Genomic DNA, 18,033 nt, shown 5'->3' with positions numbered 1-18,033 from the left:
GGGGAGGGCGTGGTCATGGCGCGCAGTATGGGGAGCCGATAAACTGGTACAAGGACTCATTTATCCTGGTACTGATGGTGCCTCCCTGGCGTCCCGGGCCGGCGCGTTGCGGGGCGACATCCCCCGCGGCGTGATGGGACACGACGGCGCAGCGAGCGCCGTGCACGCGCACGGCATCGTTCGGCACTGGCGAACAGCGAAGCGGAGAAGACGATGCAACTGGACCTCGCCCCTTCCACCTCCAAACCGGAGCGCGTGGCCGCGCCCGCCGCGTCGGGTCCGGCCCTGGCCAGCGAGCGCGCCCGGGCGCTGGGCGCCTTCCTGCGTGCCCGCCGCGAGAGCCTGGACCCGGCGCGGCTGGCGCTGCCGCGCGGCGGCAGGCGTCGCACCCCCGGCCTGCGCCGCGAGGAAGTGGCCTTGCTCGCCGATGTCGGCGTGACCTGGTACACCTGGCTGGAACAGGGGCGCCCGGTCCGCGCCTCGGCGCGCGTGCTGACCGCCATCGCCCGCGCTCTGCAGTGTTCGGAGGTCGAAACCGCGCACGTGCTGGCACTGGCCGGTGTGGGCGGTACAACCGCTCTGGCGGCCCCGCCGTGCGAGCGGCTGACCGGCACCGCGCGCATGCTGCTGGACCAGCTCGGGCCGTGGCCGGCGATGCTGCAGACCCCGCGCTTCGACATCCTCGGCGCCAACCCGGCTTTCGAGCGGCTGATGGGCGTGACCCTGACCGACCTGGCGGACGCGGACCGCAACTGCGTCTATCAGGCTTTCACCAATCCGCGCTGGCGTGACGCACTGCTCGATCGGCAGGACGTGCTGCAGCACATGGTGGCATTGCTGCGCGCGGCGATGGCCGAGCACCTGGGCGAGCCGGAATGGGAGGCGTTGCTGGCGCGCTACCGTGCGGCCTCGCCCGAGTTCGATGCGCTGTGGCGGCAGCGGCGCGAGGTGCGCGGCGTGGAGAACCAGCTCAAGCGCTTCCGCCATCCGCAGGAAGGCGAGCTGCGCCTGCAGCAGGTCAACTGGTGGTCGGCGCCGCGCAACGGCAACCGCCTGGTGGTCTATTTGCCAGCCGATGACACAGCGCAGGCGGCGCTGTTGCGCCTGCACGCACAGGCCGGAAATGCCGCTGGATGAACGCTTTCCTAGTCCGATCCGTGAAGCTGAATACGTAATCGATTCCAGCAGGAGGCGGTTCAGACGGCAAGGGTCTAAATGCAACCGCCACACCACGTGACGGAGTTGCCATGAACATGAAACGCATTGCCACAATCGCCCTCTCGTCCGCGCTGGCGCTGGGTTTCATGGCGCCACCCGCGTTCGCCTGGGGTCCGGGCGGCCCGGGTCCCGGCCCGGGCTGGGGCCCGCCGGGTCCTCCGGGGCCGCCGCCCCCGCCGCCGGGCCCGGGTCCGCGCGACCATGGCTGGTACGACCGCGGCTACCGCGATGCCGATCGCGAGCGCTACTGGCGCGACCGTGAGCGCGACCGCCGCGACGCCCGCCACGCCTACGACCGCGGTTACCGCGACGGTTATCGCAACGGGCCCGACGTCGTCTACTACCGTCCGGGTCCGCCGCGCTGGGCGCGCGGCCAGCGCTACTACGGCCCGAACTACGTGGTCTACGACTACGACCGCTATCAGGTCCGGCGCCCGCCGTACGGCTACCGCTGGGTGCGCGACGACACCGGCAACCTGCTGCTGGTCGCCATCGCCACCGGCATCATCGCCGACCTGGTGCTCAGCGGCCGCTGAACCCTGCTGCGGCACCATCAGACGGCCTCCTTCGGGAGGCCGTCTGCGTTTTGGTTCGCCCTGGGCGCTGCGCGGGGCTTAAACTAGCGGTCTGCCTTCTGTCCATGCCCCCGGAGACCCGATGTTCCCGCGCGACGCCCGCATCGAAACCTACGATCCCGACCTGGCCCGCGCCATTGCCGCCGAAGCCGGCCGCCAGGAAGACCACGTCGAGCTGATCGCCAGCGAGAACTACTGCAGCCCGCTGGTCATGGAAGCGCAAGGCAGCCAGCTGACCAACAAGTACGCCGAAGGCTATCCGGGCAAGCGTTACTACGGCGGTTGCGAGTTCGTCGACGTCGCCGAGCAGCTGGCCATCGACCGGGTCAAGCAACTGTTCGGTGCGGACTACGCCAACGTGCAGCCGCACAGCGGCTCGCAGGCCAACCAGGCGGTGTACTTCGCGCTGCTGCAGCCGGGCGACACCATCCTCGGCATGTCGCTGGCGCACGGCGGCCACCTGACCCACGGTGCCAAGGTCAACGCCTCCGGCAAGCTGTTCAACGCCGTGCAGTACGGCGTCAACGACCACGGCCTGATCGACTACGACGAGGTCGAGCGGCTGGCCCTGGAACACAAGCCGAAGATGGTGGTGGCGGGCTTCTCCGCCTACTCGCAGGTGATCGACTGGGCGCGCTTCCGCGCCATCGCCGACAAGGTCGGTGCCTACTTCTTCGTGGACATGGCGCACGTGGCCGGCCTGGTCGCCGCCGGCGTCTATCCGACCCCGCTGCCGCACGCGCACGTGGTCACCTCCACCACCCACAAGACCCTGCGCGGCCCGCGTGGCGGCATCATCCTCGCCAGTGCCGCCGGCGCCGGCGACAAGCTCGAGGACCTGTCCAAGAAGCTGCAGTCGATCGTGTTCCCGGGCATCCAGGGTGGCCCGCTGATGCAGGTGATCGCGGCCAAGGCGGTGGCGTTCAAGGAAGCGCTGGAGCCGGAGTTCACCAGCTACCAGCAACAGGTGGTGAAGAACGCGCAGGCCATGGCCAGGACCCTGATCGCGCGCGGCTACAAGATCGTGTCCGGCGGCACCGAGAACCACCTGATGCTGGTGGACATGATCGGTCGCGAGGTGTCCGGCAAGGACGCCGAGGCCGCGCTGGGCAAGGCCCACATCACCGTCAACAAGAACTCGGTGCCCAACGACCCGCGCTCGCCGTTCGTGACCTCGGGCCTGCGCCTGGGCACCCCGGCGATCACCACCCGCGGCTATCAGGAACAGGACTGCGTCGACCTGGCCAACTGGATCGCCGACGTGCTCGACGCTCCTGCCGACGACGCGGTGCTGGCGCGCGTGCGCGACGCGGTGACCGCGCAGTGCCGCAAGTATCCGGTGTATGGCTGAGCGGCGGGGATTGGGGAGTCGGGATTCGGGATGGGGCGTAAGCTCCAGTCCTGAGGCGCGCGCCTTTTCCAATCCCCAATCCCCAATCCCCAATCCCAGCCCCTGATGCACTGCCCTTTCTGCCAGCACACCGATACCCGGGTGATCGATTCGCGCGTGTCCGAGGACGGCGCGACGATCCGCCGGCGTCGCGAGTGCGAGGCCTGCGGTGAGCGCTTCAGCACGCTGGAGACGATCGAGCTCAAGCTGCCGACGGTGATCAAGAGCGACGGCGGCCGCGAGGCGTTCGATGCGCGCAAGCTGCGCACCAGCTTCGACCGCGCGCTGCAGAAGCGGCCGGTGGCCGAGGAGCAGATCGAGGCGGCGGTGCGCGCGGTGGTGCACCAGTTGCGCATGTCCGGCGAACGCGAACTGCCCTCGATCCGGGTGGGCGAGTACGTGATGGCCGAGCTGCGCAAGCTCGACCACGTCGGCTATGTGCGGTTCGCCTCGGTGTACCGCAGCTTCCAGGACGTGGCCGATTTCCGCGAGGAGATCGAGAAGCTTGAGCGCGAGTTGCCGGTCGGCAGCGAGCAGTTGCCGCTGCTGGACCTGGTGCGCGCGGCCAAGCCGGGCGACAAGACCGGCAAGCGCTGAGCGCATGCGCATCGTCTGTCTGGCCGAGGCCGCGCAGCACATCCCGGCGCTGGCACAGGAACATCTGCAGGCGTTCGGTCCGCTGCTGCCGGAGTGGAACGTGGTGGAGGCCGAGGCCGACCTGCGCAGCCATCGCGACGACCGTCGCATCCCCACCAGCTGGATCGCCCTGGACGGCGAGGATTGGCTGGGGTCGGTGAGTCTGCTGCAGAACGACGATGCGCGCATCCGTCAGTTCTCGCCATGGCTGGCCACGCTGTACGTGCGGCCGCAGGCACGCGGTGCCGGCGTCGGCGCTGCGTTGGTCGCGCACTGCGCGCAGGCTGCCGCGCGCTTCGGGGTGCAGTGGCTGTACCTGTACTGCGAGCCGGTGCTGGTGCCGTTCTACGAGCGCCTGGGCTGGCAGCGTCACGCCGACTTGCCGCTGGGGCTGCTGCAGATCGTGGTGATGCGTCGCGACGTCGGCACTGCTGCCGCATGAGCACCGACGTCGTCTCCAACTTTTCCGCCGACGACCATCGCTGGATGGCGCAGGCCCTGCGGCTGGCCGAGCGTGGCGCCTACACCACGCGGCCGAACCCGATGGTCGGCTGCGTGATCGTGCGCGATGGCGCGGTGGTTGGCGAGGGCTTCCACCAGCGCGCCGGCGGGCCGCACGCGGAGGTGTTCGCGCTGCGCGCCGCCGGCGGACGTGCCCGCGGCGCCACCGCCTACGTGACCCTGGAGCCGTGTGCGCACTACGGCCGCACCCCGCCGTGCGCGCTGGCGCTGATCGAGGCCGGGGTGGCGCGGGTGGTGGCGGCGATGGCCGACCCGTTCCCGCAGGTCAACGGCGGCGGCTTCGCGCTGCTGCGCGAAGCCGGCATCGCGGTGCAGGCGGGCCTGATGGAAGCGCAGGCGCGCGCACTCAACCGCGGTTTCCTGTCGCGGGTGGAGCGTGGCCGGCCGTGGCTGCGGATCAAGCTCGGCGCCAGCCTCGACGGGCGCACGGCGCTGGCCAGCGGCGAATCGAAGTGGATCACCGGTCCTGCCGCGCGCCAGGACGTGCAGCACTGGCGCGCCTGCGCCGGCGCCATCCTCACCGGCGCCGGCACCGTGCTGGCCGACGATCCCGCGTTGACCGTGCGCCTGGACGCGGCGACCGAAGTGATGCCGCCGTTGCGCGTGGTGCTGGATGCGCAACTGCGCAGCCTGGCCCAGGCCAAGGTCCGCGACGGCAGCGCGCCGACCCTCTACCTGCACGCGCCGGACTGCGTGCCGCCGGCGCTGGAGCACGCCGCGTTCGCCGCGGTGCCGCTGCACGACGGCCGCTGCGACCTGCACGCGGCGCTGCGCCTGCTCGCCGAACGCGGCATCAACGAGGTGCAGGTCGAGGCCGGCGCGACGCTGAGCGGCGCACTGCTGCGCGCCGGCCTGGTCGACGAGGTGCTGGTGTACATGGCGCCGCTGCTGCTGGGCGAGACCGCCCGCCCGCTGCTGGCCGGGCTGGGCATCGAGACCATGGCGCAGCGGGTGCCGCTGCAACTGCAGGACGTGCGCCAGCTCGGCGGCGACCTGCGCCTGTTGCTGCGGCCGGCTGCCGCCTGCGCAGGCGCGGCCGCGCCTTGACTGGCCGCGTCGTGGATGCGCGCTGCGACGCGCAAGGTTGCCGCACGCGCCGCGCCGCTTCGTCCCACCGGTGGCGCGGTCCACCGGGCGGCCGCCACGGCCGCGCCTGCTAGAATGCCCCGGCCGGTTCGCCGGCGACCACAAACGTCTTCAGGGCGGGGTGCGATTCCCCACCGGCGGTAGGTGCGTTCGCGCACGAGCCCGCGAGCGCTTCCCGGCGCAGGCGCGACCCGCCGAATCGGGAAGGTCAGCAGATCCGGTGCGATGCCGGAGCCGACGGTATAGTCCGGATGAAAGAAGACGGCCTTCGCGCAGCCTTGCGGCTGTGCGTGTGCCTGTTTGCCTTGTGGCGTTTTTCGCTCACCCCATTGCGAGAAACGTAGCTATGTTCACCGGAATCATCGAAGGCGTCGGCCATCTCGCTGCACGCCAGCCGCAGGGCGGCGATATCCGTTTCACCTTCGCCACCGGCAGCCTGCCGTTCGCCGACGTGCGCCTGGGCGAGAGCATCGCGGTCAACGGCGTGTGCCTGACCGTGATCGCCTTCGACGCCGCGTCGTTCCAGGCCGACGCCTCCACCGAGACCCTGGCGCTGACCACGCTCGGCCGCCTGGCCGAGGGCGCGGTGCTGAACCTGGAGCGGGCGATGCGCCCGACCGACCGCCTCGGCGGGCACCTGGTCAGCGGCCATGTCGACGGGCTCGGTGAGGTGCTGTCGATCCACGACGACGCACGCGCGCAGCGCTGGCGCTTTGCCGCGCCGGCTGCGCTGCTGCGCTACATCGCCAAGAAGGGCTCGATCTGCGTGGACGGGGTCAGCCTCACCGTCAACGAAGTCGACGCGGAAGGCTTCGAGGTCGCGCTGATCCCGCACACCGTGGCGCACACCGCGTTCGCGCAGACCGCGGTCGGCGCGGCGGTGAACCTGGAGATCGACCTGGTCGCGCGCTACGTCGAACGCCTGCTGCAGGGCCGCCAGGACTGATCCTGGCCGTGTCCGGCCTTCCGCCTTTCCGTCGCGCTGCGCCGCCGCCTGCGGCGCGCGCGGCACCTTCCGTCTTTCCGCGAGTCCCACAATGTCGCCTTCCGTCACCCCGAGCCTGAATTTCGCCTCCGTCCCCGAGCTGCTGGAAGAACTGCGCGCCGGCCGCATGGTGGTCATCGTCGACGACGAGGACCGCGAGAACGAGGGCGACCTGATCATGGCCGCCGAGCTGGTCAAGCCCTCGGACATCAACTTCATGGTCACCCATGCGCGCGGCCTGGTGTGCCTGTCGCTGACCCGCGAGCGCTGCACGCAGCTTGGCCTGGCGCCGATGGTCCAGCGCAACACCGCGCAGTTCCATACCAACTTCACCGTCAGCATCGAAGCCGCCGAAGGTGTCACCACCGGCATCTCCGCCTACGACCGCGCCCACACCGTGCGCACCGCGGTCAAGCCGGATGCCAAGCCGCACGACCTCAGCCAGCCGGGCCACATCTTCCCGCTGATCGCCCAGCCTGGCGGGGTGCTGACCCGCGCCGGCCACACCGAGGCCGCCGGCGACCTGCCGATGCTGGCGGGGCTGGAGCCGGCCGGCGTGCTGGTGGAAGTGCTCAATCCCGACGGCAGCATGGCGCGGCGTCCGCAGTTGGAGGAGTTCGCCCGCACCCATGGCCTGAAGATGGGGTCGATCGCCGACCTGATCGCCTACCGCCTGGCCACCGAGCACACCGTCGAGCGCATCGACGAGCGGCCCATCGACACCGAGTTCGGCGGCTTCATCCTGGTCACCTACCGCGATCGCATCGCCCACGACCTGCACTTCGCCCTGGTCCGTGGCACCCCGGATGCGGACACCCCGACCCTGGTGCGGGTGCAGGTGGAGAATCCGCTGGCCGACCTGCTGCACTGGCGCCGCGACGATTTCGGCGTGGCCGCCAGCGATGCGCTGCGCGCGATCGCCGCCGCCGAGCGCGGGGTGATGGTGGTGCTGTCGGCGCCGCGCGACAGCGAGGCGCTGCTGGCGCGGCTGCGCGCGCAGCCGGAGGCGGCGCACGGCAAGGACGTGGGCCAATGGCGGCGTAATGGCGCCGGCAGCCAGATCCTGGCCGACCTGGGCCTGGGCAAGCTGCGCGTGCTCGGCACCCCGCGCCGGCAGATCGGCCTGGCCGGGTTCGGGCTGGAGGTGGTGGAGCATGTGGAGGTGGGGCAGGGAGTGGGGAATCGGGATTCGGGATTGGGCAAAACCTGATTCCGATGCCGGATCGGCCCTGGGCGGGCGGCTGCTCTCGCGTCACCCGGGCCGCGGCCTCCCTGCCTGCTAAACTCTCCCACCCCCTTAAGCTGCCACCGTCATGTCCCACTACGAAGGCGACCTCCGCACTCCCGAGTCGGCGCGTTTCGCGATCATCGCCAGCCGCTGGAACGCCCGCATCACCGACGTGCTGGTCGCCGGCGCGCGGCAGAGCCTGGCCGGCAACGGCATCGCCGAGGACGCGGTGGACGTGATCCGGGTCCCGGGCGCGTGGGAACTGCCGCTGGTCGCCGCACGCCTGGCCGCGGCCGGCAAGCATGCCGCGATCATCGCGCTGGGCTGCGTGATCCGTGGCGATACCCGCCACTACGAACACGTGGCCGACGGCTGCGCCGAGGGCCTGCTGCGGGTCTCGCTGGACTTCCGCATCCCGGTGCTCAACGGCGTGCTCGCCGTGGAGCAGGTCGAGGATGCCGAGGCGCGCGCCGGCGGCAGCCATGGCAACAAGGGCGAGGAAGCGGCGCTGAGCGCGCTGGAGATGGTCAACCTGCTGGAGTTGCTGCCGTGAACAAACCCGCTGGCCACAAGCACCACCCACGCCGCGACGGCGTCGATCCGGTCCTGCGTTCGCGCGCGCGCCGGCGTGCGTTGCAGGCGATCTACGCCTGGCAGATTTCCGGCGGCAACGCCCAGCACGTGATCGCGCAGTTCGCGCACGAGCAGGCGCACGAGATCGCCGACCTGGTGTACTTCGAGAACCTGGTCGAAGGCGTGCTCAAGCATCGCGCCGAACTGGACGAGGCGCTGGTCGGTTACCTGGACCGCACGGTGGAGGAAGTGGACGCGATCGAGCGCGCGGTGCTGCGCCTGGCCGCCTACGAACTGCTGCACCGCATGGACGTGCCGTACCGCGTGGTGATCAACGAAGCGATCGAGACCGCCAAGCGCTTCGGCTCCGAGCACGGCCACACCTACGTCAACGGCGTCCTGGACCGCGCCGCGCTGCAGTGGCGCGCGGTGGAGTCGGGGGGCGGCGGCGCCTGACGGCGCGGGATTGGGCATTCGGGATTGGGGATTCGCAAGAGCGGCATTCCCGTCCGCGGACGCGCTTTTGCCAATCCCAATCCCGAATCCCCACTCCCGGCCCCTCAATGCCTGAATTCGATCTGATCGAGCGCCTGCGTGCGCGCAGCCGGGCGCGCGCGGATCTGCCGCTGGGCATCGGCGACGATGCGGCGTTGCTGCTGCCGCCGGCGGGGGAATTGCTGGCGATCACCACCGATACGCTCAATGCCGGGGTGCATTTCCCGGCCGAGACCGCGGCCGCCGACATCGGCTGGAAGACGCTGGCGGTGAATCTCTCCGATCTGGCGGCGATGGGCGCGCAACCGCGCTGGTGCACGCTGTCGCTGTCGCTGCCGCAGGTCGACATGGCCTGGGTCGATGCGTTCGCCGAGGGCTTCTTCGCCCTGGCCGATGCGCACGGCATCGGCCTGGCCGGCGGCGACACCACGCGCGGGCCGCTGGCCTTGTCGGTCACCGCGATCGGCAGCGTGCCGGCGACGATGGCGCTGCGCCGCGATGCCGCGCAGGCGGGCGACGAGGTCTGGGTGACCGGCCAGCCGGGCGAGGCGGCCGCGGCGCTGGCGCTGTGGCAGGGTGGCCGGCTGGACGTGACCGCGCCGGCCGCCGATCCCCTGCACGAACGCCTGCGCCAGCGCCTGCTGCGGCCGACGCCGCGGGTGCAGGCCGGCTTGCGCCTGCGCGGCCTGGCGCGCGCCTGCGTGGACGTCTCCGATGGCCTGCTGGCCGACCTGGAGCACATCTGCGCGCGCAGCGGCGTCGCTGCCGAACTGGACCTGGCCGCGCTGCCGGCGGTCGCCGCCCCGGCAGACGCGGACCTGGCCCAGGTGCACGCCTGGCAACTGGGGGGCGGCGACGACTACGAGCTGTGCTTCACCGCCGACCCGGCCCAGCACGCGGCGATCGTGCAGGCGCTGCAGGCGGTCGGGGTGACGGCGACGCCGATCGGGCGCATCGTCGCCGGCCGCGGCATCGTGGTGCGCGATGCCGATGGCCGGCCGTGGCAGCCGCCGCGACGCGGCTATGAGCACTTCCTGAGCTGATTCCCGCTGGCGCCGCCGGCGTCGGCCGCGGCGACAGCGCTTGCCGCCAATGCGCGCCCATCGGGGCACTCCTGGCGGTCCTTCCATACCGTGCCGCACTGCGGCGTGAACATCGCCCGTACCCGGTGGTACGGTCCGCCTGCCCGGCCCCGTGTCGAGCGCTTGTCACCGTTCTGGCATTACCGTTCCGGCAGCCGGCCATTCCGGTCCGGCGCCGCTTGGGAGGCAGTCCATGCGCATGTCCGTGTCACGTCGCATCGCCCTTGGCGCGATGCTGCTGGTGTTCTCCGCCGCCGCGGCCGCGGCCGGCTTCAGCAAGCAGTACCAGAGCATTTCCAGTTTCGATGGCACCAAGCTCGGCGCGCTGGTCCTGGTGCCGCAGGGGCAGGGCCCCGGACCGTTCCCGCTGGTGGTGATGCCGGCCAGCTGGTCGCTGCCGAACCTGGAGTACGTGGGCCGCGCCAGCGAACTGGCCAACGACGGCTACGTGGTGGTCAGCTACACCTCGCGCGGGTTCTGGGATTCGCAGGGGCTGATCGACATCGCCGGCGCGCCGACGGTGGAGGACGTCAGCTCGGTGATCGATTGGGCGCTGGCCAACACACCGTCCGATGCCAACAGAATCGGCGTGTCGGGCATCTCCTACGGCGCCGGCACCAGCCTGCTCGCCGCCGCGCGCGACCCGCGGATCAAGGCGGTAGCCGCGCTCAGCGGCTGGGCCGACCTGCAGGCCTCGCTGTACGCCAACACCACGGTCAGCCAGCAGGGCGTGGGCCTGCTGGTCGCCGCCGGGGTCGCCACCGGCCGGCCCGGCCCGGAGCTGGCGCAGATCACCGCACGCGTGGCGGTGGGCGACTACGACGGCGCGGTGCAGGGCTTCCTGCCCAAGGCCGCCGAGCGCGGGGTGATCAACGAGGTGCAGGCGCTCAACCGCAACGGCCCGGCGGTGTTGCTGGCCAATGCCTTCAACGACGGCCTGTTCCCGCCGAACCAGTACATCGACCTGTACAACCGGCTGAGCGTGCCCAAGCACCTGATGTTCAGCCAGGGCGACCACGCCACCGCCGAACTGCCGGGCGCGCTGGGCCTGCCGAACCAGGTGTACACCGAGGCCACGCGCTGGTTCGACCGCTACCTCAAGGGCCGCGACAACGGCGTTGACCGCGAAGCGCCGGTGCAACTGTCGACCCTGGGTGGTACCTGGCTCAGCTATGCCGACTGGAACAGCGTGCAGGCGGGTGCCACGCGCTACGGCCTGAGCGGGCCCAGCGGCTTGCTGCTGCCGACCGGCTCGCTGACCAACGGCAACAGCAGCGGCTGGAACTACCGCATCGCCACCGGCGTGCCGACCCTGGCCGATTCCGGCGTGGTGATGCTGAGCGGCCTGCTGCAGGGCTTCGGCCAGCCGGTGACGACCTCGATCCCGCTGGTCAGCCGCGCCGGTGCCGCGGTGTGGAGTGGCCCGGTACTGTCCAGCGACAAGCGCCTGGCCGGCGCGCCGTCGCTGCGGCTGACGGTGACCCCGAGCCAGTCGAACGTGTCGTTGTTCGCCTATCTCTACAGCATGGATGGCTCGGGTTCGGCGCAATTGCTCAGCCACGTGCCGTACACGCTGCGCAACGCGACGCCGGGCAAGCCGGTGACCCTCGACCTGGCGCTGCAGGCGACCGCGGTCGAGATCCCGGCCGGCCGCCGCCTGGTGCTGGTGGTGGACACCACCGATCCGCGCTACACCTCGGCCAGCCGCTTCGGCGGCACCGTGAGCTTCAGCTCGCCGACGGCGACGCCGTCGTTCCTGAGCGTGCCGTTGCACTGAGGCATTGCTTCTTCCTTCTCCCTTCGGGAGAAGGTGCCCCGCAGGGGCGGATGAGGGTACGGGCGAAGCCTCGTGCAGTTGGATCAGCGTGGCGCTTCGCGCGCCGGACCCTCACCCCAACCCCTCTCCCGGTGGGAGAGGGGCTTTGTGGCCTTTCCCTTCTCCCACCGGGAGAAGGTGCCCCGCAGGGGCGGATGAGGGTACGGCACACACAGCATCGCGCACGTCAGGGTCATCACGCGCACGAATTTACGCAGGCTTTATTCGAACCGGCGCGCGCTTTGCAACGAAGATATTCGGCGATTCCTATACTTTCCGCGCTGACGACAGGGGTGTTTGCGTGGAATCGATGGCTGCAATCTTGAGCGTGTGGCTGCCCGCAACGCTTGCGTGCGGGTGCGGCGTATCGCATCCGACGCCGCCGCAACGGTCCGGTCTCCGCACCAGGAAACGCAGCACGCCGCAAGCGTCGCGACGCCGCCATGGTTGCCGCAGCGCCTTGCAGCATCCGCCACCACACAGCCGCGTGCGTTCACTGCACACGCATTGACCCGCTGACGCCGCCACCGCGGCGCTGCATTCCAACTCTTTCACCGCGATGCGCCACCAGGCGTATCGCCTGCGATAGCGCGTGCGCGTGACGCGTCGCGCTGTCGTTTCCCCTCCACCCAAAGAAGGACGGCTCCTTGCGAGCCGAGATCACGATGTCTATGAAGCTCCATCCTCTGTTCCTGTCCCTGGCCGTGCTGTGTGCGGGCCCCGCCGCGGCCGCTGGCATGGCGGCGCCGGCTTCCGAAGCCACGCCGGTAACGGCGCAGGACGTCGCTGCGCCGCCGCTGGCGCGCAGCGCCGACTGCAGCAACGGTTTCCTCTCGCGCCTGGCGGCCGCCTATCGCGAAGACGCGCAACCGGCCGATCCCGATGCGCCGACGCCGGCGCGCCGCGGCCTGGCGTCGCCGTTCTCCTCGCCACCGTTCCCGTCGGCCGAATGGCAACTCGGCGCGGTGGACTATCCGGTCGGCGTGCCCAACGAGAATGCGCAGTACCCGGTCGAGAAGGCGCTGGCGTGCACGCGCGTGGGACAGTGGATGCAGCGCAACCGCATCGAGCTGTACGGCTGGATCAATCCTTCGCTCAATGCCAGCACGTCCTCGCGCAGCAACTATCCGCTGTCCTACTCCACGCGGCCCAATCGCGGCGAATTCAACCAGGCGCTGATCCGCCTGCAGCGCGTGCCGGACACGGTGCAGACCGATCATGTCGACTGGGGCTTCCACCTCGACGACCTGTACGGCTACGACTACCACTACACCACGATGAAGGGCGTCACCAGCGACCAATTGCTGCACCACCCGCAGTCCAACAGCGCGCTCAACGGCAAGATCTACGGCAACGATCCGATGATCGCGCATGTGGACCTGTACCTGCCGTCGGTGGCGCAGGGCATGCTGGTCACGGTCGGCCGCTACCTGTCGCTGCCGGACATCGAGGCGCAGTTCTCGCCCAACAACTACCTGCTGACCCATTCGATCCTGTACACCGTCGATGCCTATACCAACATGGGCCTCCTCACCACCACCAAGCTCAACGACCAGTGGACGCTGCAGCTCGGCGTGCACGGCGGCGACGATTCGGCGATCTGGGACGCGACCAGCCGCCTGAGCGCGCAGGCCTGCCTGCGCTGGGTCTCCAAGAGCAACGACGACATGCTGTATCCCTGCGTGGAGTCGTACAACAACGCCGCGCAGACCTACAACAACCTGCAGGAGTTCGTGCTGACCTGGGGGCACCGCTTCTCGCCGAAGGTGCACATGCTCACCGAGGCCTATCACCTCTACGTGCGCGACCAGGCGCTGGCCACCGATCCGTCGCAGTCGCACGCGCCGACCGGACGCCCGGGCTACGCGCTGGGCGAGGCGCCGGACTTCCCGCTGGGGCGCAGCAGCGCCGATGCCATCGTCAACTACGTCAACATCCAGCTCGGCGCCTCGGACATGCTGGCGATCCGCAACGAGTTCGTAAACGACCACGATGGCCAGCGCACCGGCTTCGCCACGCGCTACTCCAGCCACACCATCGGCCTGACCCATTGGGTGTCGCAGGATCTGGAGATCCGCCCGGAGCTGCGCTACGAACACGCCTACGATTTCCCCGCCTATGACGGCGGCCGCCGCAACCATCAGGCGACGGCGTTGATCGACGCGATCCTGCATTACTGAGGTCGTCGCGCGCTGCCGGTGCAGGCGGTGGCGAGGCGCCGGGAGAGGTGGCGCAATCGCCTGCGCCGCGCGGTTTTACGCAGAATTTATGCGCGCCGCGTGGCTTCGCCACGGAGAGTTTATGGCGCCGGCTTCGATAATGCCGGCCTGGGCCAGAAGGCCTGTCCGACCCGGCGTGCGTCGCCATGTTGCGCTTCCCTTCTGCCTCCGTGCGCGCGCCGCGTGCGGCGGTATTCCCATGCGATTGCGGCCTGCCGTGCGGCGGGCCGTCCCTTTGTTTCGGAGTTGAGACCATGAGCGGTTGGCTTTCGTTCGTTTGCGGCGTGGCGGTGATCGTCGCGGCCGGTTACCTGCTGTACGTGATCCTGCGCCCCGAAGATTTCTGAGCCGAGTGCCACTTCCATGATCGATACATTGCTTGTCTATGCGCTCGCGCTGCTGCTGGGATGGCCGCTGGGCCTGTACCTGGCCAAGGTGATGCGCGGGGCGCCGATGCGCGGCGACGCGCTGTTCGGCTGGATCGAACGCCCGCTGTACCGCCTGCTCGGCACCGACCCGGCGCGTGGCATGCATTGGCGCGCCTATGCCGGTGCCTTCCTGGCCAGCAACCTGGTGCTGGGCGTGCTGGTGTTCGCGCTGTTCGTGACCCAGGCCTGGCTGCCGTTCAATCCCGATGCGGTGCCCAACATGCGCTGGGACGTGGCCCTGCACACCATGGTCTCGTTCCTGACCAACACCGACCAGCAGCACTACTCGGGCCAGGCGCAGTTGTCGTACCTGTCGCAGGCAGTGGGCGTGGTCGGCCTGCAGTTCATCACCCCGATGATGGGCCTGGCACTGGTCGTGGCGACGCTGCGCGGCCTGTTCGGCGGGCGCGGCCACGACGCGGCGCGCACGGCGGCGGCCAGCGGCGGCGAGGCGGCGCAGGACGTCGATCTCGGCAACTACTGGGCCGACGTGATCCGTCCGACCCTGCGCTTCCTGCTGCCGCTGTGCCTGCTGTGGACGCTGCTGCTGACCCAGCAGGGCGTGCCCTCGACGCTGGCCGCCGGCCCGGTCGCCACGCCGCTGGATGCCAGCGCCGGGCAGCAGACGCAGAAGATCCCGCTCGGTCCGGTCGCGGCGATGGTGGCGATCAAGCAGCTCGGCACCAACGGCGGCGGCTGGTACGGCCCCAACAGCGCGATGGCGCTGGAGAATCCCACACCGTTCTCCAACCTGCTGGAGATGCTGGGCATCGTGCTGATCCCGGTGGCGGTGGCGTTCATGGTCGGCCCGTTCACCGGGCGCCGCAAGTTCACCGCGCTGGTGTTCGGCAGCATGCTGGTGATGTCGCTGGCGTCCACCGCGTTGTCGATGTGGGCCGAAGGCAATAGCGCCAGCACCGCCAGCGCCGCACTGATGGAAGGCAAGGAAGTGCGCCTGGGCGTGGACAGCTCGGCGGCGTGGTCGTCGCTGACCACGCAGACCTCCAACGGCTCGGTCAACGCCATGCACGATTCGCTGGCGCCGCTGACCGGCGGCGTGGCGATGGTCAACATGCTGATCAACGCGATCTGGGGCGGCATCGGTTGCGGCCTGCAGCAGTTCCTGGTCTACCTGCTGCTGAGCGTGTTCCTGGCCGGCTTGATGACCGGGCGCACCCCGGAACTGTTCGGGCGCAAGATCGAGGCACCGGAAGTGCGCCTGCTGGCGCTGCTGATCCTGCTGCAGCCGCTGGTGCTGCTCGGCTTCACCGCGATCACCCTTGCCCTGCCGGCCTCGATCTCGGCGACCTCCAATCCCGGCTTCCACGGCATCAGCCAGGTGTTCTACGAGTACACCTCGGCCTTCGCCAACAACGGCTCCGGCTTCGAGGGGCTGGGCGACGGCATTCCGTGGTGGAACCTGAGCAGCACCGCGGTGCTGCTGCTGGGCCGCTATCCGGCGCTGATCGTGCCGCTGATCGTGGCCGCGCAGCTGGCGCGCAAGCGGGTGGCGCCGGAAACCGGCGGCAGCCTGCAGGTGGAAACCCCGACCTTCGCGCTGACCCTGATCGCGGTCATCGCGGTCCTGACCGTTCTGCAATTCACGCCGGCTTTGGTGTTGGGACCGATCGCCGATCACCTGACCCTGGCCGCGCACTGAGACGACGACGATGAGCACCCCGCATCCTTCTCCTTCCATGGCCTCTTCGCCGGCGCGCCGGCCTGGGCTGTTCGATGCCGCGGCGCTGCGCGCGGCCTTGCGCGACAGCGTGCTGAAGCTGTCGCCGCGGCACCTGCTGGGCAGCCCGGTGATGGCCGTGGTCTTCGCCGGCACCCTGCTGTCGGCGCTGATCACCGTGTCCGGCCAGGGCCCGGCCGGCTTCGGCTGGGCGGTGACCGCGATCCTGCTGGTCACCGTGCTGTTCGGCAACTTCGCCGAGGCGGTGGCCGAGGCCCGCGGCCGCGGCCAGGCCGCCTCGCTGCGGCGCGCACGCAAGGACCTGGTGGCGCGCCGGGTCGCCAGCGTGCGGCTGGACGGCGAGGCCAGCGTGCCTGCCGCCGAACTGCGCCCGGGCGACCTGGTGGTGGTGTCGGCCGGCGAACTGATCCCGGCCGATGGCGAGATCGTGCACGGTCTTGCCACGATCAACGAGGCCGCGGTCACCGGCGAATCCGCGCCGGTGCTGCGCGAGGCCGGCACCGACCGCTCCGGCGTCATCGGCGGCACCAAGGTGCTGTCCGACGAGATCCTGGTGAAGGTCACCGCCGAGCCGGGCCACAGTTTCCTGGACCGGATGATCGCGCTGGTGGAAGGCGCCAACCGGCAGAAGACGCCGAACGAGATCGCGCTGACCATGCTGTTGGCGGCAATGACCCTGACCTTCCTGATCGTGGTCGCCTCGCTGCCGGCGATCGCCGGCTTCGTCGGCGTGCACGTGGATCCGCTGCTGCTGATCGCGCTGCTGGTGTGCCTGATCCCGACCACCATCGGCGGACTGCTGCCGGCGATCGGCATCGCCGGCATGAACCGCGCGCTGTCGGCCAACGTGCTGGCCAAGTCCGGCAAGGCAGTGGAAGTGGCCGGCGACGTCGACGTGCTGCTGCTGGACAAGACCGGCACCATCACCCACGGCGACCGCCAGGCCACCGTGTTCCATGCGCTCAGCGGCGTGGACGTGGCGCAGCTGCGCGAGGCGGCGATGCTGTCGTCGCTGGCCGACCCGACCCCGGAAGGCAAGTCGATCGTGCGCCTGGCGCGCGAGCAGGGCCTGCCGCCGGCCGACCCGGAAGGCGCCGAGTTCGTCGCCTTCACCGCGCAGACGCGCATGTCCGGCGTCGACCTGCCGGCATTCGGCACGGCGTCGCCGCGCTCGATCCGCAAGGGCGCCGCCGATGCGCTGATTCGCCACGTCACCGCATTGGGCGGGCACGTGCCGGCGGAGCTGAAGAGCCGCGTCGAGCAGGTCGCGCGCAGCGGCGCCACGCCGCTGGTGGTGGCCGAGGGCCGGCACGTGCTGGGCGTGGTCGAACTGTCGGACGTGGTCAAGCACGGCGTGCGCGAGAAGTTCGCGCGGCTGCGCGCGATGGGCGTCAAGACGGTGATGATCACCGGCGACAACCCGCTCACTGCCGCAGCCATCGCCGCAGAGGCCGGCGTCGACGACTACATCGCCGAAGCCACGCCCGAGGACAAGCTGGCGCGCATCCGCCAGGAGCAGGCCGGCGGACGCCTGGTGGCGATGGTCGGCGACGGCACCAACGACGCGCCGGCGCTGGCCCAGGCCGACGTCGGCCTGGCGATGAACTCCGGCACCCAGGCGGCCAAGGAGGCCGGCAACATGGTCGATCTGGATTCGGATCCGGCCAAGCTGCTGGCGGTGGTGGAAGTGGGCAAGCAACAGTTGATCACCCGCGGCGCGCTGACCACCTTCTCGCTGGCCAACGACGTGTCCAAGTACTTCGCGATCCTGCCGGCGCTGTTCGCCGCCTCGATCCCGCAGATGGCCGCGCTGAACGTGATGCGCCTGTCCAGCCCGACCAACGCGGTGCTGGCCGCGCTGATCTTCAACGCGCTGGTGATCCCGGCGCTGATCCCGCTGGCGCTGCGCGGCGTGCGCTTCACCCCGTCGTCGGCGACCTCGCTGCTGCGCCGGAACATGCTGATCTACGGCGTGGGCGGCGTGCTGCTGCCGTTCGTCGGGATCAAGGCCATCGACCTGCTGCTGGTGGCACTGGGCTGAGAGCGGCCAACAAAACCGCTGCGCAGTCGCCAGGCGGGCG

Annotated in this window: 16 protein-coding genes and 1 riboswitch; all 16 genes read left to right on the top strand. The window is 70.2% G+C overall.

Annotated features, from left to right (window positions below):
- Nucleotides 1-213: 213 nt before the first annotated feature.
- The 16 genes from ACP93_RS10035 to kdpB all read left to right on the top strand — a co-directional run bounded on the left by ACP93_RS10035 (nucleotide 214) and on the right by kdpB (nucleotide 17,993).
- Nucleotides 214-1,137 (top strand): helix-turn-helix transcriptional regulator, encoded by a 924-nt coding sequence (locus tag ACP93_RS10035; protein WP_048490544.1) that lies wholly within the window; start codon nucleotides 214-216, stop codon nucleotides 1,135-1,137.
- A 110-nt stretch (nucleotides 1,138-1,247) separates the two neighbouring features.
- Complete coding sequence (locus ACP93_RS10030; protein WP_048490543.1) at nucleotides 1,248-1,754, top strand: RcnB family protein; 507 nt, start codon at nucleotides 1,248-1,250, stop codon at nucleotides 1,752-1,754.
- A gap of 121 nt (nucleotides 1,755-1,875) precedes the next feature.
- Nucleotides 1,876-3,144: a serine hydroxymethyltransferase gene (gene glyA / locus ACP93_RS10025; RefSeq protein WP_048490542.1), complete on the top strand. Its 1,269-nt coding sequence runs from the start codon at nucleotides 1,876-1,878 to the stop codon at nucleotides 3,142-3,144.
- Between the two features lie 105 nt (nucleotides 3,145-3,249).
- Entirely contained in the window at nucleotides 3,250-3,780 is a 531-nt protein-coding gene (gene nrdR / locus ACP93_RS10020) for a transcriptional regulator NrdR (RefSeq protein ID WP_010340907.1), read from the top strand.
- Between the two features lie 4 nt (nucleotides 3,781-3,784).
- The gene (locus ACP93_RS10015; RefSeq protein WP_048490541.1) at nucleotides 3,785-4,261 is read left to right on the top strand and encodes a GNAT family N-acetyltransferase; all 477 of its coding nucleotides are present in this window, start codon (nucleotides 3,785-3,787) and stop codon (nucleotides 4,259-4,261) included.
- Nucleotides 4,258-5,388 carry a bifunctional diaminohydroxyphosphoribosylaminopyrimidine deaminase/5-amino-6-(5-phosphoribosylamino)uracil reductase RibD gene (gene ribD, locus ACP93_RS10010; RefSeq protein WP_048490540.1) on the top strand — a complete coding sequence of 377 codons (1,131 nt, stop codon included), beginning with the start codon at nucleotides 4,258-4,260 and terminating at the stop codon, nucleotides 5,386-5,388. The genes ACP93_RS10015 and ribD overlap by 4 nt, the downstream gene beginning before the upstream one ends.
- A gap of 142 nt (nucleotides 5,389-5,530) precedes the next feature.
- Nucleotides 5,531-5,694: riboswitch (FMN riboswitch) on the top strand.
- Nucleotides 5,695-5,773: 79 nt separating this feature from the next.
- Nucleotides 5,774-6,373, top strand: coding sequence for a riboflavin synthase (locus ACP93_RS10005; protein WP_048490539.1), 600 nt, complete (start codon nucleotides 5,774-5,776; stop codon nucleotides 6,371-6,373).
- A 115-nt stretch (nucleotides 6,374-6,488) separates the two neighbouring features.
- The gene (gene ribB / locus ACP93_RS10000; protein WP_048490552.1) at nucleotides 6,489-7,622 is read left to right on the top strand and encodes a 3,4-dihydroxy-2-butanone-4-phosphate synthase; all 1,134 of its coding nucleotides are present in this window, start codon (nucleotides 6,489-6,491) and stop codon (nucleotides 7,620-7,622) included.
- 103 nt (nucleotides 7,623-7,725) lie between these two features.
- Nucleotides 7,726-8,193, top strand: a complete 468-nt coding sequence (gene ribH / locus ACP93_RS09995) for a 6,7-dimethyl-8-ribityllumazine synthase (RefSeq protein ID WP_048490538.1) — start codon at nucleotides 7,726-7,728, stop codon at nucleotides 8,191-8,193.
- Complete coding sequence (gene nusB, locus ACP93_RS09990; protein ID WP_048490537.1) at nucleotides 8,190-8,669, top strand: transcription antitermination factor NusB; 480 nt, start codon at nucleotides 8,190-8,192, stop codon at nucleotides 8,667-8,669. Before ribH ends, nusB begins: the two co-directional genes overlap by 4 nt.
- Before the next feature lie 107 nt (nucleotides 8,670-8,776).
- Nucleotides 8,777-9,751, top strand: a complete 975-nt coding sequence (thiL, locus tag ACP93_RS09985; protein ID WP_048490536.1) for a thiamine-phosphate kinase — start codon at nucleotides 8,777-8,779, stop codon at nucleotides 9,749-9,751.
- A 244-nt stretch (nucleotides 9,752-9,995) separates the two neighbouring features.
- On the top strand, nucleotides 9,996-11,567 hold the full coding sequence (locus ACP93_RS09980) for a CocE/NonD family hydrolase (protein WP_204243668.1): 1,572 nt from the start codon (nucleotides 9,996-9,998) through the stop codon (nucleotides 11,565-11,567).
- A 704-nt stretch (nucleotides 11,568-12,271) separates the two neighbouring features.
- Nucleotides 12,272-13,786: an outer membrane beta-barrel protein gene (locus ACP93_RS09975; protein WP_048490534.1), complete on the top strand. Its 1,515-nt coding sequence runs from the start codon at nucleotides 12,272-12,274 to the stop codon at nucleotides 13,784-13,786.
- 293 nt (nucleotides 13,787-14,079) lie between these two features.
- Nucleotides 14,080-14,172: a potassium-transporting ATPase subunit F gene (locus tag ACP93_RS09970; protein ID WP_010341961.1), complete on the top strand. Its 93-nt coding sequence runs from the start codon at nucleotides 14,080-14,082 to the stop codon at nucleotides 14,170-14,172.
- A 16-nt stretch (nucleotides 14,173-14,188) separates the two neighbouring features.
- Nucleotides 14,189-15,913: a potassium-transporting ATPase subunit KdpA gene (kdpA, locus tag ACP93_RS09965; RefSeq protein ID WP_048490533.1), complete on the top strand. Its 1,725-nt coding sequence runs from the start codon at nucleotides 14,189-14,191 to the stop codon at nucleotides 15,911-15,913.
- Nucleotides 15,914-15,923: 10 nt separating this feature from the next.
- The gene (kdpB, locus tag ACP93_RS09960; RefSeq protein ID WP_048490532.1) at nucleotides 15,924-17,993 is read left to right on the top strand and encodes a potassium-transporting ATPase subunit KdpB; all 2,070 of its coding nucleotides are present in this window, start codon (nucleotides 15,924-15,926) and stop codon (nucleotides 17,991-17,993) included.
- The last annotated feature ends 40 nt before the right edge of the window (nucleotides 17,994-18,033 follow it).

This window comes from Xanthomonas sp. NCPPB 1128 (assembly GCF_001043115.1).
Classification (GTDB): domain Bacteria; phylum Pseudomonadota; class Gammaproteobacteria; order Xanthomonadales; family Xanthomonadaceae; genus Xanthomonas_A.
The sequence above is the reverse complement of the archived record's forward strand: the minus strand, read 5'-3'. Positions and strand labels throughout refer to the sequence as shown.